This window comes from Pseudomonas sp. ES3-33, assembly GCF_000952175.1.
Classification (GTDB): Bacteria; Pseudomonadota; Gammaproteobacteria; order Pseudomonadales; family Pseudomonadaceae; genus Aquipseudomonas; species Aquipseudomonas gregormendelii.
This window is the reverse complement of sequence record NZ_JZRI01000126.1, coordinates 19,312-34,941: the sequence shown is the minus strand read 5'-3', so window position 1 is coordinate 34,941 and position 15,630 is coordinate 19,312. Positions and strand designations below refer to the sequence as shown.

Genomic DNA, 15,630 nt, shown 5'->3' with positions numbered 1-15,630 from the left:
CCCTCACCTTTCCTGATCAACGTACCAAATGCAGGAACTGCATGTGCCGCTCGTACTGATCGAGGATGTCGTTGATGATCTGCTCCTTGGTGTAGCCGACCAGATCATAGTCCTGACTGCCCTCGGCCAAATGCACTTCAGCCCGGTAATAACGGCGATTGTTGAGCTGCTTGGAGCCCATGCCTCCGCGGGCAAACGACGGCGTGAAGTACCCGCGCATCTGCACTTGATAGATGAACGGATGCTCCTCGCCATGTCCGATTTCCAGGCTGACGTTGTCGTTGGCCGGGTCGGGTTGAGTGACCACGCTCAAGCCCTTTTCGACGAACACGGCCGTCACTTCTTCAATCGCCGGGCGCACCGTCGTATCAAGGAAGCGATAGACTTCGTCACGCGACGGGAAATGCACGGCCTGAGTCAAGCGTTGACGCCATCCGCCACGCCGCGAGCCGGATACCGGCGCCAGGGAATGCAGCTGCGCAATCTGCTTCTGCGACTCCAGGTAAAACGCCTTGTGCAGGCCCCACATCATCAGCAGCAAGATCATCGAGAACGGCAGCGAGGTCAGCACCACCGCTGATTTCAACGCATCGATGCTGCCCGAAAACAGCAGCGCACTGGTGACCAGCGCAGTCATAGCGCCCCAGAACACCCGCAGCCATTTCGGACCATCCTCATCGGGATTGCCACCCTTGGCCGACAGCGTCGACAGCACCACCGTGCCCGAGTCGGCAGAGGTGACGAAGAACACGAAGCTGATGAACACGGTGACCGCGATCACCGTCTTGCTCCACGGATAGGTTTCCAGGAGCAGGTACAACGTCATCGACGGGTTGTCGATGGCGGACATGCCCAGTGCACTCATGCCGTGATTGAGTACCTGATCGATCGCGCTGTTACCGAAGATCGACATCCACGCCAGGGTGAAGCCAAGCGGGATCAGCAATACGCCAAAGACGAACTCGCGGATGGTCCGGCCACGGGAAATCCGTGCGATGAACAGCCCCACGAACGGCGACCATGCGATCCACCAGGCCCAGTAGAACACCGTCCAGCCACCCAGCCAGTCGCTCGGTTTGTCGTAGGCGTAGAGGTCGAAGCTCTTCATCGGCAAGGCGCCGAGATAATCGCCGATGTTCTGGATCAAGGTATTGAGCAAGTGCTGGGTAGGACCGGCGAACAACACAAACAGCAGCAGCGCGCAGGCCAGCAACATGTTGATATCGGACATCACCCGCACGCCTTTGTCGACGCCGGACACCGCAACGATGATTGCCGCGCCCATCATCAGGGTGATCAAGCCGACCTGAATCCACTGGGTATGGGCGATACCGAACAGGTAGTCGAGGCCGGAGTTGAGGTGCAACACCCCAAAACCCATGTCGGCACCCAGGCCGAACACCGTGGCGATGATGCCAAAGCCATCCACCGCGTAGCCGATCGGGCCGTTGATGCGTTTGCCAATCAGCGGGTACAGCGCCGAACGCAAGGCCAGCGGCAGGTTATGCCGGTAGGCGAAGTAAGCCAGCGCCATGCCCACGAACGCGAATACGCCCCAACCGTGCAGGCCCCAGTGCAGGAACAGAATCTGCATTGCCTGGCGTGCGGCATCCGCCGTGCCCGCTTCCCCTTGAGGCGGTTGCGCCAGGTGGGTCAGCGGTTCGGACACGCAAAAGAAGAACAGTGTGATGCTGATCCCGGCGGCGAACAGCATGCCGGCCCAGGACAGGTAACTGAATTCGGGTTCGTCGTGGTCGGCACCGAGCTTGATCTTGCCGTAGCCGGACAAGGCGGTGACCACCACGAAGACCAGATACAGGGTCATCGCGAGCATGTAATACCAGCCGACCGTGTTGGCCGCCCAGTTTTGCGCTTCCAGAAGCCAGGCACCGGCCTGTTCAGGCATGGCGATGACGACAATGCCAAACAGCAGGATAAACGTCGCCGAGAAGTAGAACACCGGCGGATTCATGCGGACCTGGCCGCTTGGAGGGAGAGACGATGCACTCATGAAGTGTGCACCTCAACGGTTGCGGATGTGGCTGTAAAAATCGGACTCAGCAAAGGCAAGCCTCCTGTTGTGAGCGGGCAGCGAACCAAGGTTTTAACTTGAATGAACGTTCAAGTTAAACATGGATAGGGCGCTAAGGACTAATCGCAAGGCTCGGCGGTACTGTTTGTACGCTAGCTCAAGGAAGGGTATGACGCGGGGCTGGGGGCATTCGTTCAGCAAGAAATTAGCGATAAATGCCATTATCTCGGTCGGCTTGAAATCCTTCGCGGGCAAGCCACGCTCCCACAGGAGTTGTGTCGTACGGTAATTACGCGAACGACATCAATCCTGTGGGAGCGTGGCTTGCCCGCGAAGGCGTTAGCAAGATCACTGAGGATTTCAGCCCTTACTTCTGCGTCCCGTCGTCGTGCTGCAGATTCGCCTGCGTCAGGTTGCACCCCGCCGGCACACTGCGTGTCAGCCAGACATTGCCGCCAATGGTCGAGCCCTTGCCAATGGTAATCCGACCCAGGATCGTCGCACCGGCATAGATCACCACGTCATCCTCGACAATCGGATGCCGAGCATGGCCCTTCTGCAACTGCCCGTCCTCATCCGCCGGAAACCTTTTGGCGCCCAGCGTCACCGCCTGATAAATCCGCACGCGCTCGCCAATGATGGCCGTCTCGCCAATCACCACGCCCGTCCCGTGATCAATAAAGAAGCTGCGGCCAATCTGCGCCCCGGGGTGAATATCGATGCCGGTGGCCGAGTGCGCGATTTCCGCGCTGATCCGCGCCAGCAAGGGCAAGCCGGCGCGATACAAATGGTGCGCCAGGCGATGGTGAATCACCGCCAGGATGCCGGGGTAGCACAGCAGCACTTCATCGACACTGCGTGCCGCCGGGTCGCCGTGATAAGCCGCCAGTACGTCGGTGTCCAGCAAACTGCGCAGGCCCGGCAAGGCGAGTGCGAAATCCTGGATGATCTGAATCGTCCGCGCCTCGACCTCGGTATCGGCCTGCGCACTGTGGCGCGCGGCGTAACGCAGTTCGAGGCGTGCCTGGGCAAGCAACGCGTTGAGGGCGACATCTAGGGTGTGGCCGACGTAGAAGTCTTCGCTCTCCTCGCGCAGGTCCACAGGGCCAAGGCGCATCGGGAACAATGCGCCACACAGCGCTTCAAGAATTTCCGCCATGGCCGCCCGGGAAGGTAATTCCCTACCGCCCTGCTCTCCGCTGACACGGCCATTCTGGGTGCGCCACTGATCACGCGCTGTACGCAGTTGGCTGACGATGGTCTGCAACTGCCAATGGCTGGAACGCTCGCTCACGGTAAAAACTCCTCTCGGGCGGCCGGACTGTCTGGCCGCCTTGACGGCAATTACTTTACGGCAAGGTCTCAAAATCGAATTAAGAACCAATAGTGCTGTACTCAGTACTTTCAGCTATAAGCGATTCACGGTTGCCCACGGATTTGGGGCTGCCTATAGTCCTGACACCTTCCTCCGCCAGTACGGAACCATGATCAAACAACAGCTCGCCCGTTTTGACCGCCTCGACCTGCTCGGCCATCCCACGCCCCTGGAAAAGCTCGAACGCCTCTCGACCTGGCTGGGCCGCGATGTCTACGTCAAGCGCGACGACCTGACGCCACTGGCGATGGGCGGCAACAAGCTGCGCAAACTCGAGTACCTGGCAGCCGACGCGTTGTCCCAGGGTGCCGATACCTTGATCACCGCCGGGGCGCTGCAATCCAATCACGTGCGGCAAACGGCAGCCCTGGCCGCCAAGCTGGGACTGGGTTGCGTCGCCCTGTTGGAAAATCCCCTGGGCACGGATGACAAAAATTACCTGGGCAATGGCAATCGCCTGCTACTGGACCTGTTCGACGCCAAGGTTGAATGGGTGGAAAACCTCGACGACGCCGACGGCCAACTGCAGGCCCTGGCAGATCGCCTGCGTAACAATGGCAAGAATCCTTATGTTGTGCCGATTGGCGGTTCGAATGCCCTGGGTGCACTGGGCTACGTGCGCGCCGGCCTCGAGTTGGCCGAGCAGATCAAGGACACCGGCCTGACCTTTGCCGCAGTGGTCCTCGCTTCCGGGAGCGCTGGGACCCACAGCGGTCTGGCCTTGGCTTTGAGCGAAGTACTGCCGGATTTGCCAGTGATCGGGGTGACCGTATCGCGCAACGATGAAGAGCAGCGACCCAAGGTGCAGGGGCTGGCCGAGCGCACGGCAGAGCTGATGGGTATGAGCCTGCCGCCAGCCTTCAAAGTGCAATTGTGGGACGAGTATTTCGGCCCGCGTTATGGCGAACCGAATGCAGGGACGTTATCGGCGGTGAAGCTTGTGGCGAGTCAGGAAGGCTTGTTGCTGGACCCTGTTTACACCGGCAAAGCCATGGCTGGATTGCTCGACGGCATTGGCCGCCAGCGTTTTGATGAGGGACCGATCATATTCCTGCACACGGGTGGGGCGCCGGCGTTGTTTGCTTACAAGGATTTCCTTTAACGGGTTGTAAAATCAAAAGATCGCAGCCTTCGGCAGCTCCTACAGTGGTATGCCGCTTATTCTTTGAGCGAATAATAGAATCGATATTTATTATTTTATTATCTATCAACATCATCATATAGTCGCGCCGCAGGCGAATTTGTGGCAAAACACATATGCTGCTTCAGGGCAGCATCGTGCAGTCGCTTCAATCCCGAATTTGCCAACTTTCCTAAAGCGTCTTCCCATAAGAAACCACAGGGGCTTGTCATGAATTTTTCCGTACTCCGTCGAAATCTGCTGGTAGGTTCGCTGGGCCTGGCGCTGAGCGCCGGCCTGATCGGCCAGGCCGTTGCCGGTGAGCAACTGCAAAAAATCAAGGACGCAGGCGTGATCAACGTCGGCCTGGAAGGCACCTACCCACCGTTCAGTTTCGTCGACGCCGACGGCAAACTGGCCGGCTTCGAAGTTGAATTCTCCGAAGCCCTGGCCAAAGAGCTGGGCGTGAAAGTGAAGCTGCAACCGACCAAATGGGACGGGATCCTCGCGGCGCTGGAATCCAAGCGCCTCGACGCCGTGGTCAACCAGGTCACCATTTCCGAAGAGCGCAAGAAGAAGTACGACTTCTCCGAACCGTACACCGTTTCCGGGATTCAGGCGCTGGTTCTGACCAAGAACAAGGACACCATCAAAACCGCCAACGACCTGGCTGGCAAGAAAGTCGGCGTGGGCCTGGGCACCAACTACGAACAGTGGGTAAAAGCCAACGTACCGGGCGCCGACGTGCGCACTTACGAAGATGATCCGACCAAGTTCCAGGACCTGCGAGTGGGTCGTATCGACGCCATCCTGATCGACCGCCTTGCAGCGCTGGAATACGCCAAAAAGGCCAAGGACACCACCGCCGCCGGCGAACCGTTCTCCCGTCAGGAAGCCGGTATCGCCCTGCGTAAAGGCGAACCTGAACTGCTGGCGGCCGTGAACAAGGCGATCGACAAGCTGCGTGCCGACGGCACACTGACCAAGCTTTCGGAAAAATACTTCAACGCTGACGTCACTAAATAATGGAAGAGGCTTTCAAACTCGCGCTGGATTCCGCGCCTTTCCTGCTGAAGGGCGCGTACTACACGGTGATCTTGAGCCTGGGCGGCATGTTTTTCGGCCTGCTGATGGGCTTTGGCCTGGCCTTGATGCGCTTGTCGCGCTTCAAGCTGGTGAGCTGGATCGCCCGCATCTACGTGTCGTTCTTTCGCGGCACACCGTTGCTGGTGCAACTGTTCGTGATCTATTACGGCCTGCCGCAACTGGGTGTCGAACTTGATCCGTTGCCAGCGGCCCTGATTGGCTTCTCGCTGAACATGGCCGCCTACGCCTGCGAAATCCTGCGGGCTGCGATCAGCTCCATCGAACGCGGCCAATGGGAAGCCGCCGCGAGTATCGGCATGACCCGTGCGCAGACCTTGCGCCGGGCCATTCTGCCGCAAGCGATGCGCACGGCCCTGCCGCCACTGGGCAACAGCTTCATTTCGCTGGTCAAGGACACCGCCCTGGCAGCCACCATCCAGGTGCCGGAACTGTTCCGCCAGGCGCAGCTGATCACAGCTCGCACCTTCGAAATCTTCACCATGTATCTTGCCGCCGCACTGATCTACTGGATTCTGGCCACGGTGCTGTCGCACCTGCAGAACAAGTTGGAAGAGCGGGTCAATCGGCACGACCAGGAGTCCTGACCCAATGATTGTCGTGGAAAAACTGACAAAGCAGTTCAAGGGTCAGGTGGTGCTTAACGGCATCGACCTGCAGGTGAAGGCCGGCGAGGTAGTGGCGATCATCGGGCCTAGCGGCTCGGGCAAAACCACCTTCCTGCGCTGCCTGAACTTTCTAGAAGAACCCACCAGCGGCCGGATCAAGGTCGGCGACATCGAAATCGATGGCAGCCGTCCACTGAACCAGCAGCAAAGCCTGGTGCGCCGCCTGCGCCAGCACGTGGGTTTCGTGTTTCAGAACTTCAACCTGTTCCCCCATCGCACCGCCCTGGAAAATGTCATCGAAGGGCCGATCGTGGTGAAAAAAATCCCCCAGGCCGAGGCTGTTGCCTTGGGTAAGAAGCTCTTGGCCAAGGTCGGCCTGGCCGGCAAGGAAGACGCCTATCCAAGGCGCCTCTCCGGTGGCCAGCAACAGCGCGTGGCAATTGCCCGGGCGCTGGCGATGGAGCCGGAAGTGATTCTGTTCGATGAACCGACTTCAGCGCTGGATCCGGAGCTGGTGGGTGAAGTGCTGGCGACCATCCGCGGACTGGCCGAGGAGAAGCGCACCATGGTTATCGTGACTCATGAAATGGGGTTCGCCCGGGATGTCGCCAACCGCGTGGTGTTTTTCGACAAGGGCGTGATCGTGGAACAAGGCGAGGCGAAAGCATTGTTTGCCAACCCTAAAGAAGAACGGACTAAACAATTCCTTAGCAAGTTTCTGAACAACACCCACGCATAACCTCCCCGCACTACTTTTAACTTCCAAGGATGGAAGTCTCCCTTGCGTACAAATTCAAAAACCGTGTGCGGCTCACACCGAGGCGTCTGCGTGGGAGTAAGCGTCAGCCATACCTTCTATGCATATTCCTAAAAGTTAGTTTATTTATTATTTATACACGTTTACGGTATATGCACCGGACCACCGGACATTCTTGATTTCGTTCGCCGCCATTTCGCGCGGCGTTTCCATGAAGATGTGAGGTAGGTATGGTCCGGAACACAATCACCCCAGTGCAGAACGCCAGGGCATTGCGTGCAGCCAAGGAGTGGCACTGATGTCCAGTCTGGCAGATGCACTCGTCCAGAGTGATCTGGACATCGCCCCGTTGGTATTGCCAGCACAGGTGCTGCGCAACGATGCGCAAGCCATCAAGGCCGCTCGTGAACTCGCGCAGGTCGCGCGCCTGCAAGCAGCCAGGCGCGACCAGCAGCGCAAGCTGCCTTGGTCGGAAATCGAACAGTTCACCCGTAGCGGCCTGGGCAGTATTTCCATTCCCCGCGAATACGGCGGCTCGCAGGTCTCCTTCGTGACCCTGGCCGAGGTATTCGCGATTATTTCCGCGGCCGACCCGGCATTGGGTCAAATCCCGCAGAACCAGTTCGGCATCCTTCACCTGCTGCTCGGCAGCGCCACCGATGCGCAAAAAAAGCAGCTGTTCACCAGCGTGCTTCAAGGCTGGCGGATCGGTAATGCCGGTCCAGAGCGCGGCACCAAAAACACTCTGGAACTCAAGGCGCGAATCACCCCGAGCGGCGACGATTTTGTGATCAACGGGCAGAAATTCTATTCAACCGGCGCGCTGTTCGCCCATTGGGTAGCGGTCAAGGCGCTCAACGACGATGGCAAGCAAGTCCTGGCCTTCGTTCGTCGCGGCACGCCGGGTTTGCGCATCGTTGATGACTGGTCGGGTTTTGGCCAGCGCACTACCGCCAGCGGCACCCTCCTGCTGAACAATGTGCAGGTCGAAGCCGAACTGGTGGTGGACAACTGGAAGATCAATGACACGCCCAATATCCAGGGCGCCGTCTCGCAGTTGATTCAGGCCGCGATTGACGCCGGTATCGCCCGGGGCGCCATCGACGACGCCATCGAGTTCGTGAAAACCCGTGCCCGGCCATGGATCGATGCCCAGGTCGAACGAGCCAGTGACGACCTCTATGTGATCGCCGACATCGGCAAGCTGAAAATCGAACTGCACGCAGCCGAAGCGCTGTTGCGCAAAGCCGGCAAAGTCCTCGATCAGGTCAGCGCCACGCCGCTGACTGCCGAGTCTGCGGCCCGAGCCTCGATAGCCGTGGCCGAAGCCAAAGTGCTGACCACCGAGATCTCGCTACAGGCCAGTGAAAAACTCTTCGAACTGGCTGGCAGTCGCGCCACCCTCGCTGAATTCAATCTCGACCGCCACTGGCGTAACGCCCGGGTGCACACGCTGCACGATCCGGTGCGCTGGAAATATCACGCGGTCGGCACTTACCACTTGAACGGCACCCTGCCGGCTCGTCATTCCTGGATTTGACCCCCGGAACACTTTTGACCAGATCTCTGGAGAAGCACATGCCTCTTTCTCACCACGTCGCGGTCATAACCAGCGATGAGCAAGCCTTGGTCGTCGCCAGTGACCTGGCCGATGATTTCAAACGCGACAGCGCCCTGCGCGACCGCGAACGCCGTTTGCCACACCCGGAACTTGAAGTGTTTTCGCGCTCGGGCCTCTGGGGCATCAGCGTGCCTGAAGAATATGGCGGCGCCGGCGTGTCCAACGTCACATTGGCCAAGGTCATCGCCCTGATCGCCCAGGCAGATGGTTCCCTGGGACAAATTCCGCAAAACCATTTCTACGCCCTCGAAGTGCTGCGGGTAAACGGCAGTGAAGACCAGAAAAAACGCCTGTACACCGAAGTATTGGCCGGCCAGCGCTTGGGCAATGCGCTCGCCGAACTGGGCACCAAAACCGCCCACGACCGCGTCACTCGCCTGACCAGGGAGGGCGACGGCTATCGCATTAACGGGCGCAAGTTCTACGCCACCGGCGCGATCTATGCCCAGCGCATCCCAACCTCGGTGGTGGACGAGCATGGGGTACAGCAACTGGCGTTCGTGCCGCGCGACAGCAAAGGCCTGACGGTGATCGACGACTGGAGCGGGTTCGGCCAGCGCACCACCGGCAGCGGCTCAGTAGTATTCGAAGATGTGTTCGTCGCGGCCGAGGACGTGATCCCGTTTCAAAGCGCTTTCGAGCGGCCAACGCCAGTCGGCCCCCTGGCGCAGATTCTCCACGCGGCCATCGACACCGGTATCGCCCGCGCCGCCTACGAAGATGCGCTGCACTTCGTGCGCACCAAGACCCGGCCATGGATTGACGCCACCCACGAAAAGGCCACTGAAGACCCTCTGACCATCAAAAGCTTCGGCCACTTGAGCATTCGCCTCCACGCAGCCGAAGCGCTCCTGGAACGCGCCGGTGAATACCTCGACAAGGCCCAGGCCGACACCCAGGCCGCAACCGTCGCGGCAGCCTCGATTGCCGTCGCCGAAGCCCGCGCGATCAGCACCGAAATCTCTCTCGCGGCGGGCAGCACACTGTTCGAATTGGCAGGCAGCCAGGCGACGCTGATCGAACATGGCCTGGATCGCCACTGGCGCAACGCCCGGGTACATACCCTGCATGACCCGGTGCGCTGGAAATACCACGCCGTGGGCAACTACTACCTCAACGATGAAAACCCGCCACTACGGGGGACCATCTGATGACCGTTGCCAAGAAGAAGATCCTGCTCAATGCGTTCAACATGAACTGCATCGGGCACATCAATCACGGGCTGTGGACCCATCCACGGGACAACTCCACCCAATATAAAACCATCGAATACTGGACCGAACTGGCGCAACTGCTCGAGCGCGGCCTGTTCGATGGCTTGTTCATCGCCGACATCGTCGGGGTGTATGACGTCTACCAGAATTCGGTGGACGTGCCGCTCAAAGAATCGATCCAGCTGCCCGTCAACGATCCCCTACTGCTGGTTTCAGCCATGGCCGCCGTCACCCGCCACCTGGGTTTCGGCCTGACGGCAAACCTTACTTATGAGCCGCCGTACCTGTTCGCCCGGCGCATGTCCACGCTCGACCACCTGAGCCGCGGCAGGGTTGGCTGGAACATCGTCACCGGTTATCTCGACAGCGCGGCCAAGGCCATGGGCTTGCGCGAACAGGTCGAACACGACCGTCGCTACGACCAGGCTGATGAGTACCTGCAAGTGCTCTACAAGCTCTGGGAAGGCAGCTGGGAAGACGGCGCAGTGGTGAACGACCCCGTGCAACGCGTCTATGCGCAACCAGACAAAGTGCACAAGGTCGAGCACGAGGGTGAGTTCTATCAGGTCGAGGGTTATCACCTCTGCGAACCCTCACCGCAACGCACGCCGGTGCTGTTCCAGGCTGGCAGCTCGGATCGCGGATTGCTGTTTGCCGGGCGTCACGCCGAGTGCGTGTTCATCAGCGGCCAGAACAAACCGTCGACCAGGGCCCAAGTGGACAAGGTGCGCGCCAGTGCCGTCGAGGCCGGGCGCAACCCCGAGGACATCAAGGTGTTCATGGGGTTGAACGTGATCGTCGGCGCCACCGAAGAACTGGCCTGGAACAAGCATGCCGAGTACCTGAGCTACGCCAGCGCGGAAGCCGGCGTGGCGCACTTCTCGGCGTCTACCGGGATCGATTTCGCCGAATACGAAATCGATGAGCCGATCCAGTACGTAAAGAGCAACGCCATCCAGTCAGCGACCAAAAACCTGCAGAACAACGACTGGACCCGGCGCAAATTGCTCGAACAACACGCCCTCGGTGGCCGTTACATCACCGTGGTCGGTTCGCCGGAGCAAGTGGCCGATGAACTGGAATCGTGGATCGCTGAGACCGGTCTCGACGGCTTCAACCTGACGCGCATCGTCACACCGGAAAGCTATGTGGACTTCATCGAGCTGGTGATTCCGGAGTTGCAGCGGCGAGGGTCGTACAAGACCGCTTACGACGACGGCAGCCTGCGGGAGAAGCTGTTCCACGCGCAGGCGCATTTGCCAGCGCAACACATCGGCGCCGAGTTCCGCCGCTAAGAGCATCGCGGGCAAGCCTTGCTCCCACAGGGTGGAGTGAGCACCTGAGAACCCTGTGGGAGCAGAGCTTGCTCGCGATGACATTCGACCAAACACCCCAATTTCATGCACTGACTGGAAAAACCATCATGACCAAAAAACTCATCTCTCACCCAGTCAAAGCACTGGCCCTGGCCCTCGGCCTCTTCAGCTCGGTGACCTTCGCCGCTGACGCCCCACTGAAAATCGGTACCACCGCCGCCTTTGCCATTCCCCTGGAAGCCGCTGTCGAAGAGGCCAACAAGCAGGGCCTGAAAGTCGAACTCGTCGAGTTCAGCGACTGGATCGCCCCCAACGTCAGCCTCGCCGCCGGCGACATTGACGTGAACTATTTCCAGCACATCCCGTTCCTGGAAAATGCCAAGGCCGCCGCAGGGTTTGACCTGGTGCCGTTCGCGCCAGGAATCATCAATAACGTCGGCCTCTACTCGAAAAAATACAAAAGCTTCGATGAATTACCAGAAGGCGCCACCGTCGCGATCGCCAACGACCCGATCAACAGCGGCCGCGGCCTGCAACTGTTGGCCAAGGCCGGCCTGATCACCCTCAAGCAGGGTGTCGGCTACAAGGCCACCGAAGAAGACATCGTCGCCAATCCGAAGAAAATCAAGATTCTCCAGGTCGAAGCTGTGCAACTGGTACGCGCATACGATGACGCCGACCTGGTACAGGGCTACCCGGCCTACATCCGCCTGTCCAAGACTTTTGATGCTGGCTCTGCCCTGCTGTTCGACGGCCTTGATCACAAGGAATACGTGATCCAATTCGTGATCCAGCCCAAGAGCAAAACCGACCCGCGCCTGATCAAGTTCGTCGACATCTACCAGCATTCGCCAGCCGTTCGCGCCGCCCTGGACCAGGCCCACGGCAAGCTCTATCAAGCTGGCTGGGAAAGCTGAGAATGAGCGCTGCCACCCAGCTGCGACTGGATATTCCAGAGCAACGTAATGCGCAACAAGCCCAACTGCACCCGGAACTGAACCGCGCCCACGTGCGCTTCGTTGGCCTGGGCAAAACCTACAATGGCCAGCAGGGTCCGGTGGCGGCCCTGCACGGCATCGACCTGGCGATCCAGCGCGGCGAAGTGTTCGGCATCATCGGCCGCAGCGGCGCCGGCAAATCGTCGCTGATCCGCACCATCAACCGCCTCGAGCAACCGAGTAGCGGACGGGTGCTGATCGATCAGGTCGACATCGGCGAGTTCGATGAAGAACGCCTGGTGGCGCTGCGGCGACGCATCGGCATGATCTTCCAGCACTTCAACCTGATGTCCGCCAAGACGGTGTGGCAGAACGTCGAGTTGCCGCTGAAAGTGGCGGGTGTACCGAAGGAAAAACGCGAGCGCAAAGTGCGCGAACTGCTGGAGCTGGTCGGCCTGGAAGGCAAGCACAAGGCCTACCCGGCACAGTTGTCCGGCGGGCAGAAACAGCGAGTCGGCATCGCCCGGGCCCTGGTGCACGACCCGCAGATTCTGCTGTGCGACGAAGCCACCTCGGCACTGGACCCGGAGACCACCCAATCGATCCTCGGCCTGCTGCGCGAGATCAATCAGCGCCTGGGCCTGACCATCGTGCTGATCACCCACGAGATGGCGGTGATCCGCGACATCTGCGACCGCGTCGTGGTGCTGGAACATGGACACATCGTCGAGCAGGGCCCGGTCTGGGAGGTGTTTGGCAACCCGCAGCACGAAGTCAGCAAGACCCTGCTTGCGCCGCTGCAACACGCCTTGCCGCAGGAATTGCAAAGCCGTTTGCAGCCACAACCACCGTCGCCAGATGCAGCGGTGGTGCTGCGCCTGCAGTTCACCGGCAGCGCCACCGGCGAGCCCGACCTGGCTGCGCTGTTCAGCGCACTCGGCGGTCGCGTGCGCCTGCTGCAAGGTGGTGTTGAACGGATTCAGGGACATGCCCTGGGGCAACTGCTGCTGGCGGTGTCAGGCTCGTCTCTGGGCACTGAGCAACTGCGCCAACGCGCCGGGCAATGGGCGCAACAGGTAGAGGTGCTTGGCTATGTGGTTTGATCGCTTGCTGCAAGGCTTTATCGACACCTTCCTGATGGTGGGTGTCTCGTCATTGATCGCGCTGCTGGCGGGCATTCCGCTGGCGGTCATTCTGGTCACCAGCGCCAAGGGCGGCATCTACGAAGCGCCGGCGCTCAACCGAGCATTGGGCGCGTTCGTGAACCTGTTTCGCTCGATCCCGTTCCTGATTCTGATGGTGGCCCTGATTCCATTCACCCGACTGATCGTCGGCACTACCTACGGCGTCTGGGCGGCCGTGGTGCCCCTGACGATTGCCGCCACACCATTCTTTGCGCGCATTGCCGAGGTCAGCCTGCGCGAGGTGGATCATGGGCTGATCGAAGCGGCGCAAGCGATGGGCTGCCGGCGCTGGCACATTGTCTGGCACGTGCTGTTGCCTGAAGCGCTGCCGGGGATTGTTGGCGGGTTCACCATCACCCTGGTCACCATGATCAACTCATCGGCCATGGCCGGCGCGATTGGTGCCGGTGGGCTGGGTGACATCGCGTATCGGTACGGCTATCAGCGCTTTGACAGCCAGATCATGTTGACGGTGATTGTGTTGCTGGTGGTCTTGGTGGCGATTATCCAGCTGGGCGGGGATCGCCTGGCGCGGGGCTTGAACAAGCGTTGAATCAAGATCAAAAGATCGTCCGATCGCGGCCCGAGCCTGCGGCAGCTCCTACAGTGATAAATGTTCACCGAGGATGTGCGGATCACCACGCTCCTGTAGGAGCTGCCGAAGGCTGCGATCTTGGCGATCGGAAAAACGGTACAAACCGGGAAGTTTTCTGACAGAAAAATCAGCGTTCCTACACGCATGTTCCCTTCCCTTTGCAGGAAATTTCCTAGATTATTTCGCCCGCTTGCGCCTACAGATTTCCGCGTCTAATCTCGGCCCGTCACTGCTCATCAGTGACCGGGTTTAGTAGCCCGAACAATAGGTGCATAGCGTCCCATACTCATGCCCGGCAGTTTTTGCCGGGTAATGAATATGGCGGCTGTGCGTGGGGCACCTCCGGGTGCGCCGGGTTTCCTATTGACCGGTCTACTAACCTGCGCACAGCTGCCACCCTCGTTTTAGTAGGCGAGAAGTGTCGGCTCCCACGTATCAATAGGAGCAACACGGATGAAAAAGCCTGTCCCCGATCCACCCTCCAATGCAACCAGGAACGATGACCTCCAAAGAGACCGCTCCGCACTCTACCGTGCCATCGATTTCTACCTGACCGGCGAACAACCGTCGGCTCCCGATGAGCTCAGGTTCTACAACGTCAGCAACGATGTAAGCTTCGAAGACACCCAACTCTACATCGCCGATTTGTTGCGCTGTGCATCGGTCACGGCCTATCAGTGTGGCGACCACCTCAAGGGGGCCGACCGAGCCATGGTGTATTCGATTTGGCATTTGCTGGAGATCGCCAAGGCCATGGTTGACCGGTCGATTGATTGCCTGGGGATGAAGCAGGCACAGGACTGACTTGACGGGTGTTCCTTGAGGCCGCCTTCGCGAGCAAGCTCGCTCCCACAGGGTTCTGCGGCGCACACAGAATCACTGTAGGAGCGAGCTTGCTCGCGATGGACGTCAACGATTACGCGGGCTTACAGAATGCACGCGTCGTTCTTGAATTTTTCGCGAGCAGGCTCGCTCCTACAGGGAATGCGGCTTGCTCGCGAATGGCTGCGCGGCAGCCACCAGCCTGATGGCGTATATTCGGCGCATCCCCATTGCCGCGCAGCCCACCATGAAGCAGACCCCAGACGACCTGGAAAAAATCACCTCCACCACACTGGGCCATTACAACTCGGTGGCCGAGGAGTTTCGCGAAGGTACTCGCGATCATGATGTCAGCCAGAATATCGACGCTCTGCTGCGGCATATCCAGGGTAGCGCGCCTTTCGACATTCTCGATTTCGGCTGTGGCCCGGGGCGCGATCTGCAGACGTTTTCCCGCATGGGCCACACGGCTGTGGGCCTGGACGGCTCGGAGCAGTTCGCGCAGATGGCGCGTGCAGACAGTGGCTGTGAGGTCTGGCAGCAGGACTTTCTGAAGCTGGATTTGCCCGGTGAACGCTTTGACGGGATTTTTGCCAATGCCGTGCTGTTTCACATCCCGCGCCAAGAGCTGCCGAGGGTGCTGAAGGCGTTGCGCGGGGCGTTGAAGCCAGGAGGCGTGTTGTTCAGCTCAAATCCTCGCGGGCAGAACGAGGAAGGTTGGAACGGGCCGCGGTATGGGGCCTATCATGACTGGAAGACGTGGCAGCAATTGCTGGCCGAGGCGGGGTTTGTGGAGTTGGAGCATTACTATCGCCCGGCAGGGCTGCCGCAGGAGCAGCAGCCGTGGTTGGCGAGTGTGTGGCGTAAGCCCGGGTAATCTGGCAGGACGCCATCGCGGGCAAGCCCGCTCCCACAGTGATTAAGGTCGGATCACAAAATGTGAT

At 59.8% G+C, this 15,630-nt stretch carries 14 protein-coding genes; 12 read left to right on the top strand and 2 right to left on the bottom strand.

Annotated features, from left to right (window positions below; translation table 11 throughout):
* Positions 1–16: 16 nt before the first annotated feature.
* Positions 17–1,972, bottom strand: coding sequence for a choline transporter BetT (gene betT, locus UB23_RS21540; protein ID WP_177328583.1), 1,956 nt, complete (start codon positions 1,970–1,972; stop codon positions 17–19).
* Between the two features lie 427 nt (positions 1,973–2,399).
* Positions 2,400–3,326, bottom strand: a complete 927-nt coding sequence (epsC, locus tag UB23_RS21530) for a serine O-acetyltransferase EpsC (RefSeq protein ID WP_045061305.1) — start codon at positions 3,324–3,326, stop codon at positions 2,400–2,402.
* A 190-nt stretch (positions 3,327–3,516) separates the two neighbouring features.
* Here epsC and UB23_RS21525 point away from each other — a divergent pair, with 190 nt between their 5' ends.
* The 12 genes from UB23_RS21525 to UB23_RS21470 all read left to right on the top strand — a co-directional run bounded on the left by UB23_RS21525 (position 3,517) and on the right by UB23_RS21470 (position 15,563).
* On the top strand, positions 3,517–4,509 hold the full coding sequence (locus UB23_RS21525; RefSeq protein WP_045061304.1) for a D-cysteine desulfhydrase: 993 nt from the start codon (positions 3,517–3,519) through the stop codon (positions 4,507–4,509).
* Between the two features lie 249 nt (positions 4,510–4,758).
* Positions 4,759–5,553 carry a cystine ABC transporter substrate-binding protein gene (gene tcyJ / locus UB23_RS21520; RefSeq protein ID WP_045061303.1) on the top strand — a complete coding sequence of 265 codons (795 nt, stop codon included), beginning with the start codon at positions 4,759–4,761 and terminating at the stop codon, positions 5,551–5,553.
* Positions 5,553–6,218: a cystine ABC transporter permease gene (gene tcyL, locus UB23_RS21515; RefSeq protein ID WP_045061302.1), complete on the top strand. Its 666-nt coding sequence runs from the start codon at positions 5,553–5,555 to the stop codon at positions 6,216–6,218. The genes tcyJ and tcyL overlap by 1 nt, the downstream gene beginning before the upstream one ends.
* Positions 6,219–6,222: 4 nt before the next feature.
* Positions 6,223–6,978 carry an L-cystine ABC transporter ATP-binding protein TcyN gene (gene tcyN, locus UB23_RS21510; RefSeq protein WP_045061301.1) on the top strand — a complete coding sequence of 252 codons (756 nt, stop codon included), beginning with the start codon at positions 6,223–6,225 and terminating at the stop codon, positions 6,976–6,978.
* Positions 6,979–7,294: 316 nt separating this feature from the next.
* Entirely contained in the window at positions 7,295–8,536 is a 1,242-nt protein-coding gene (locus tag UB23_RS21505) for an SfnB family sulfur acquisition oxidoreductase (protein ID WP_045061300.1), read from the top strand.
* A 38-nt stretch (positions 8,537–8,574) separates the two neighbouring features.
* Complete coding sequence (locus UB23_RS21500; RefSeq protein WP_045061299.1) at positions 8,575–9,768, top strand: SfnB family sulfur acquisition oxidoreductase; 1,194 nt, start codon at positions 8,575–8,577, stop codon at positions 9,766–9,768.
* Entirely contained in the window at positions 9,768–11,126 is a 1,359-nt protein-coding gene (locus tag UB23_RS21495; protein ID WP_045061298.1) for an LLM class flavin-dependent oxidoreductase, read from the top strand. Before UB23_RS21500 ends, UB23_RS21495 begins: the two co-directional genes overlap by 1 nt.
* A gap of 128 nt (positions 11,127–11,254) precedes the next feature.
* Positions 11,255–12,064: a MetQ/NlpA family ABC transporter substrate-binding protein gene (locus UB23_RS21490; protein ID WP_045061297.1), complete on the top strand. Its 810-nt coding sequence runs from the start codon at positions 11,255–11,257 to the stop codon at positions 12,062–12,064.
* Between the two features lie 2 nt (positions 12,065–12,066).
* Complete coding sequence (locus UB23_RS21485) at positions 12,067–13,188, top strand: methionine ABC transporter ATP-binding protein (RefSeq protein ID WP_045061296.1); 1,122 nt, start codon at positions 12,067–12,069, stop codon at positions 13,186–13,188.
* Positions 13,178–13,822 carry a methionine ABC transporter permease gene (locus tag UB23_RS21480; RefSeq protein WP_045061295.1) on the top strand — a complete coding sequence of 215 codons (645 nt, stop codon included), beginning with the start codon at positions 13,178–13,180 and terminating at the stop codon, positions 13,820–13,822. Before UB23_RS21485 ends, UB23_RS21480 begins: the two co-directional genes overlap by 11 nt.
* Positions 13,823–14,317: 495 nt before the next feature.
* Positions 14,318–14,668, top strand: coding sequence for a DUF6124 family protein (locus tag UB23_RS21475; RefSeq protein ID WP_045061294.1), 351 nt, complete (start codon positions 14,318–14,320; stop codon positions 14,666–14,668).
* A gap of 265 nt (positions 14,669–14,933) precedes the next feature.
* Positions 14,934–15,563, top strand: a complete 630-nt coding sequence (locus tag UB23_RS21470) for a class I SAM-dependent methyltransferase (protein ID WP_045061353.1) — start codon at positions 14,934–14,936, stop codon at positions 15,561–15,563.
* The last annotated feature ends 67 nt before the right edge of the window (positions 15,564–15,630 follow it).

Bases quoted from the DNA above. Each gene is read 5' to 3' on its own strand.
- tcyN (WP_045061301.1), top strand. From the start codon at position 6,223: ATGATTGTCGTGGAAAAACTGACAAAGCAGTTCAAGGGTCAGGTGGTG.
- UB23_RS21490 (WP_045061297.1), top strand. From the start codon at position 11,255: ATGACCAAAAAACTCATCTCTCACCCAGTCAAAGCACTGGCCCTGGCC.
- tcyJ (WP_045061303.1), top strand. From the start codon at position 4,759: ATGAATTTTTCCGTACTCCGTCGAAATCTGCTGGTAGGTTCGCTGGGC.
- UB23_RS21480 (WP_045061295.1), top strand. From the start codon at position 13,178: ATGTGGTTTGATCGCTTGCTGCAAGGCTTTATCGACACCTTCCTGATG.
- UB23_RS21505 (WP_045061300.1), top strand. From the start codon at position 7,295: ATGTCCAGTCTGGCAGATGCACTCGTCCAGAGTGATCTGGACATCGCC.
- tcyL (WP_045061302.1), top strand. From the start codon at position 5,553: ATGGAAGAGGCTTTCAAACTCGCGCTGGATTCCGCGCCTTTCCTGCTG.
- UB23_RS21485 (WP_045061296.1), top strand. From the start codon at position 12,067: ATGAGCGCTGCCACCCAGCTGCGACTGGATATTCCAGAGCAACGTAAT.
- UB23_RS21495 (WP_045061298.1), top strand. From the start codon at position 9,768: ATGACCGTTGCCAAGAAGAAGATCCTGCTCAATGCGTTCAACATGAAC.
- betT (WP_177328583.1), bottom strand. From the start codon at position 1,972: ATGAATCCGCCGGTGTTCTACTTCTCGGCGACGTTTATCCTGCTGTTT.
- UB23_RS21470 (WP_045061353.1), top strand. From the start codon at position 14,934: ATGAAGCAGACCCCAGACGACCTGGAAAAAATCACCTCCACCACACTG.
- UB23_RS21525 (WP_045061304.1), top strand. From the start codon at position 3,517: ATGATCAAACAACAGCTCGCCCGTTTTGACCGCCTCGACCTGCTCGGC.
- UB23_RS21475 (WP_045061294.1), top strand. From the start codon at position 14,318: ATGAAAAAGCCTGTCCCCGATCCACCCTCCAATGCAACCAGGAACGAT.
- UB23_RS21500 (WP_045061299.1), top strand. From the start codon at position 8,575: ATGCCTCTTTCTCACCACGTCGCGGTCATAACCAGCGATGAGCAAGCC.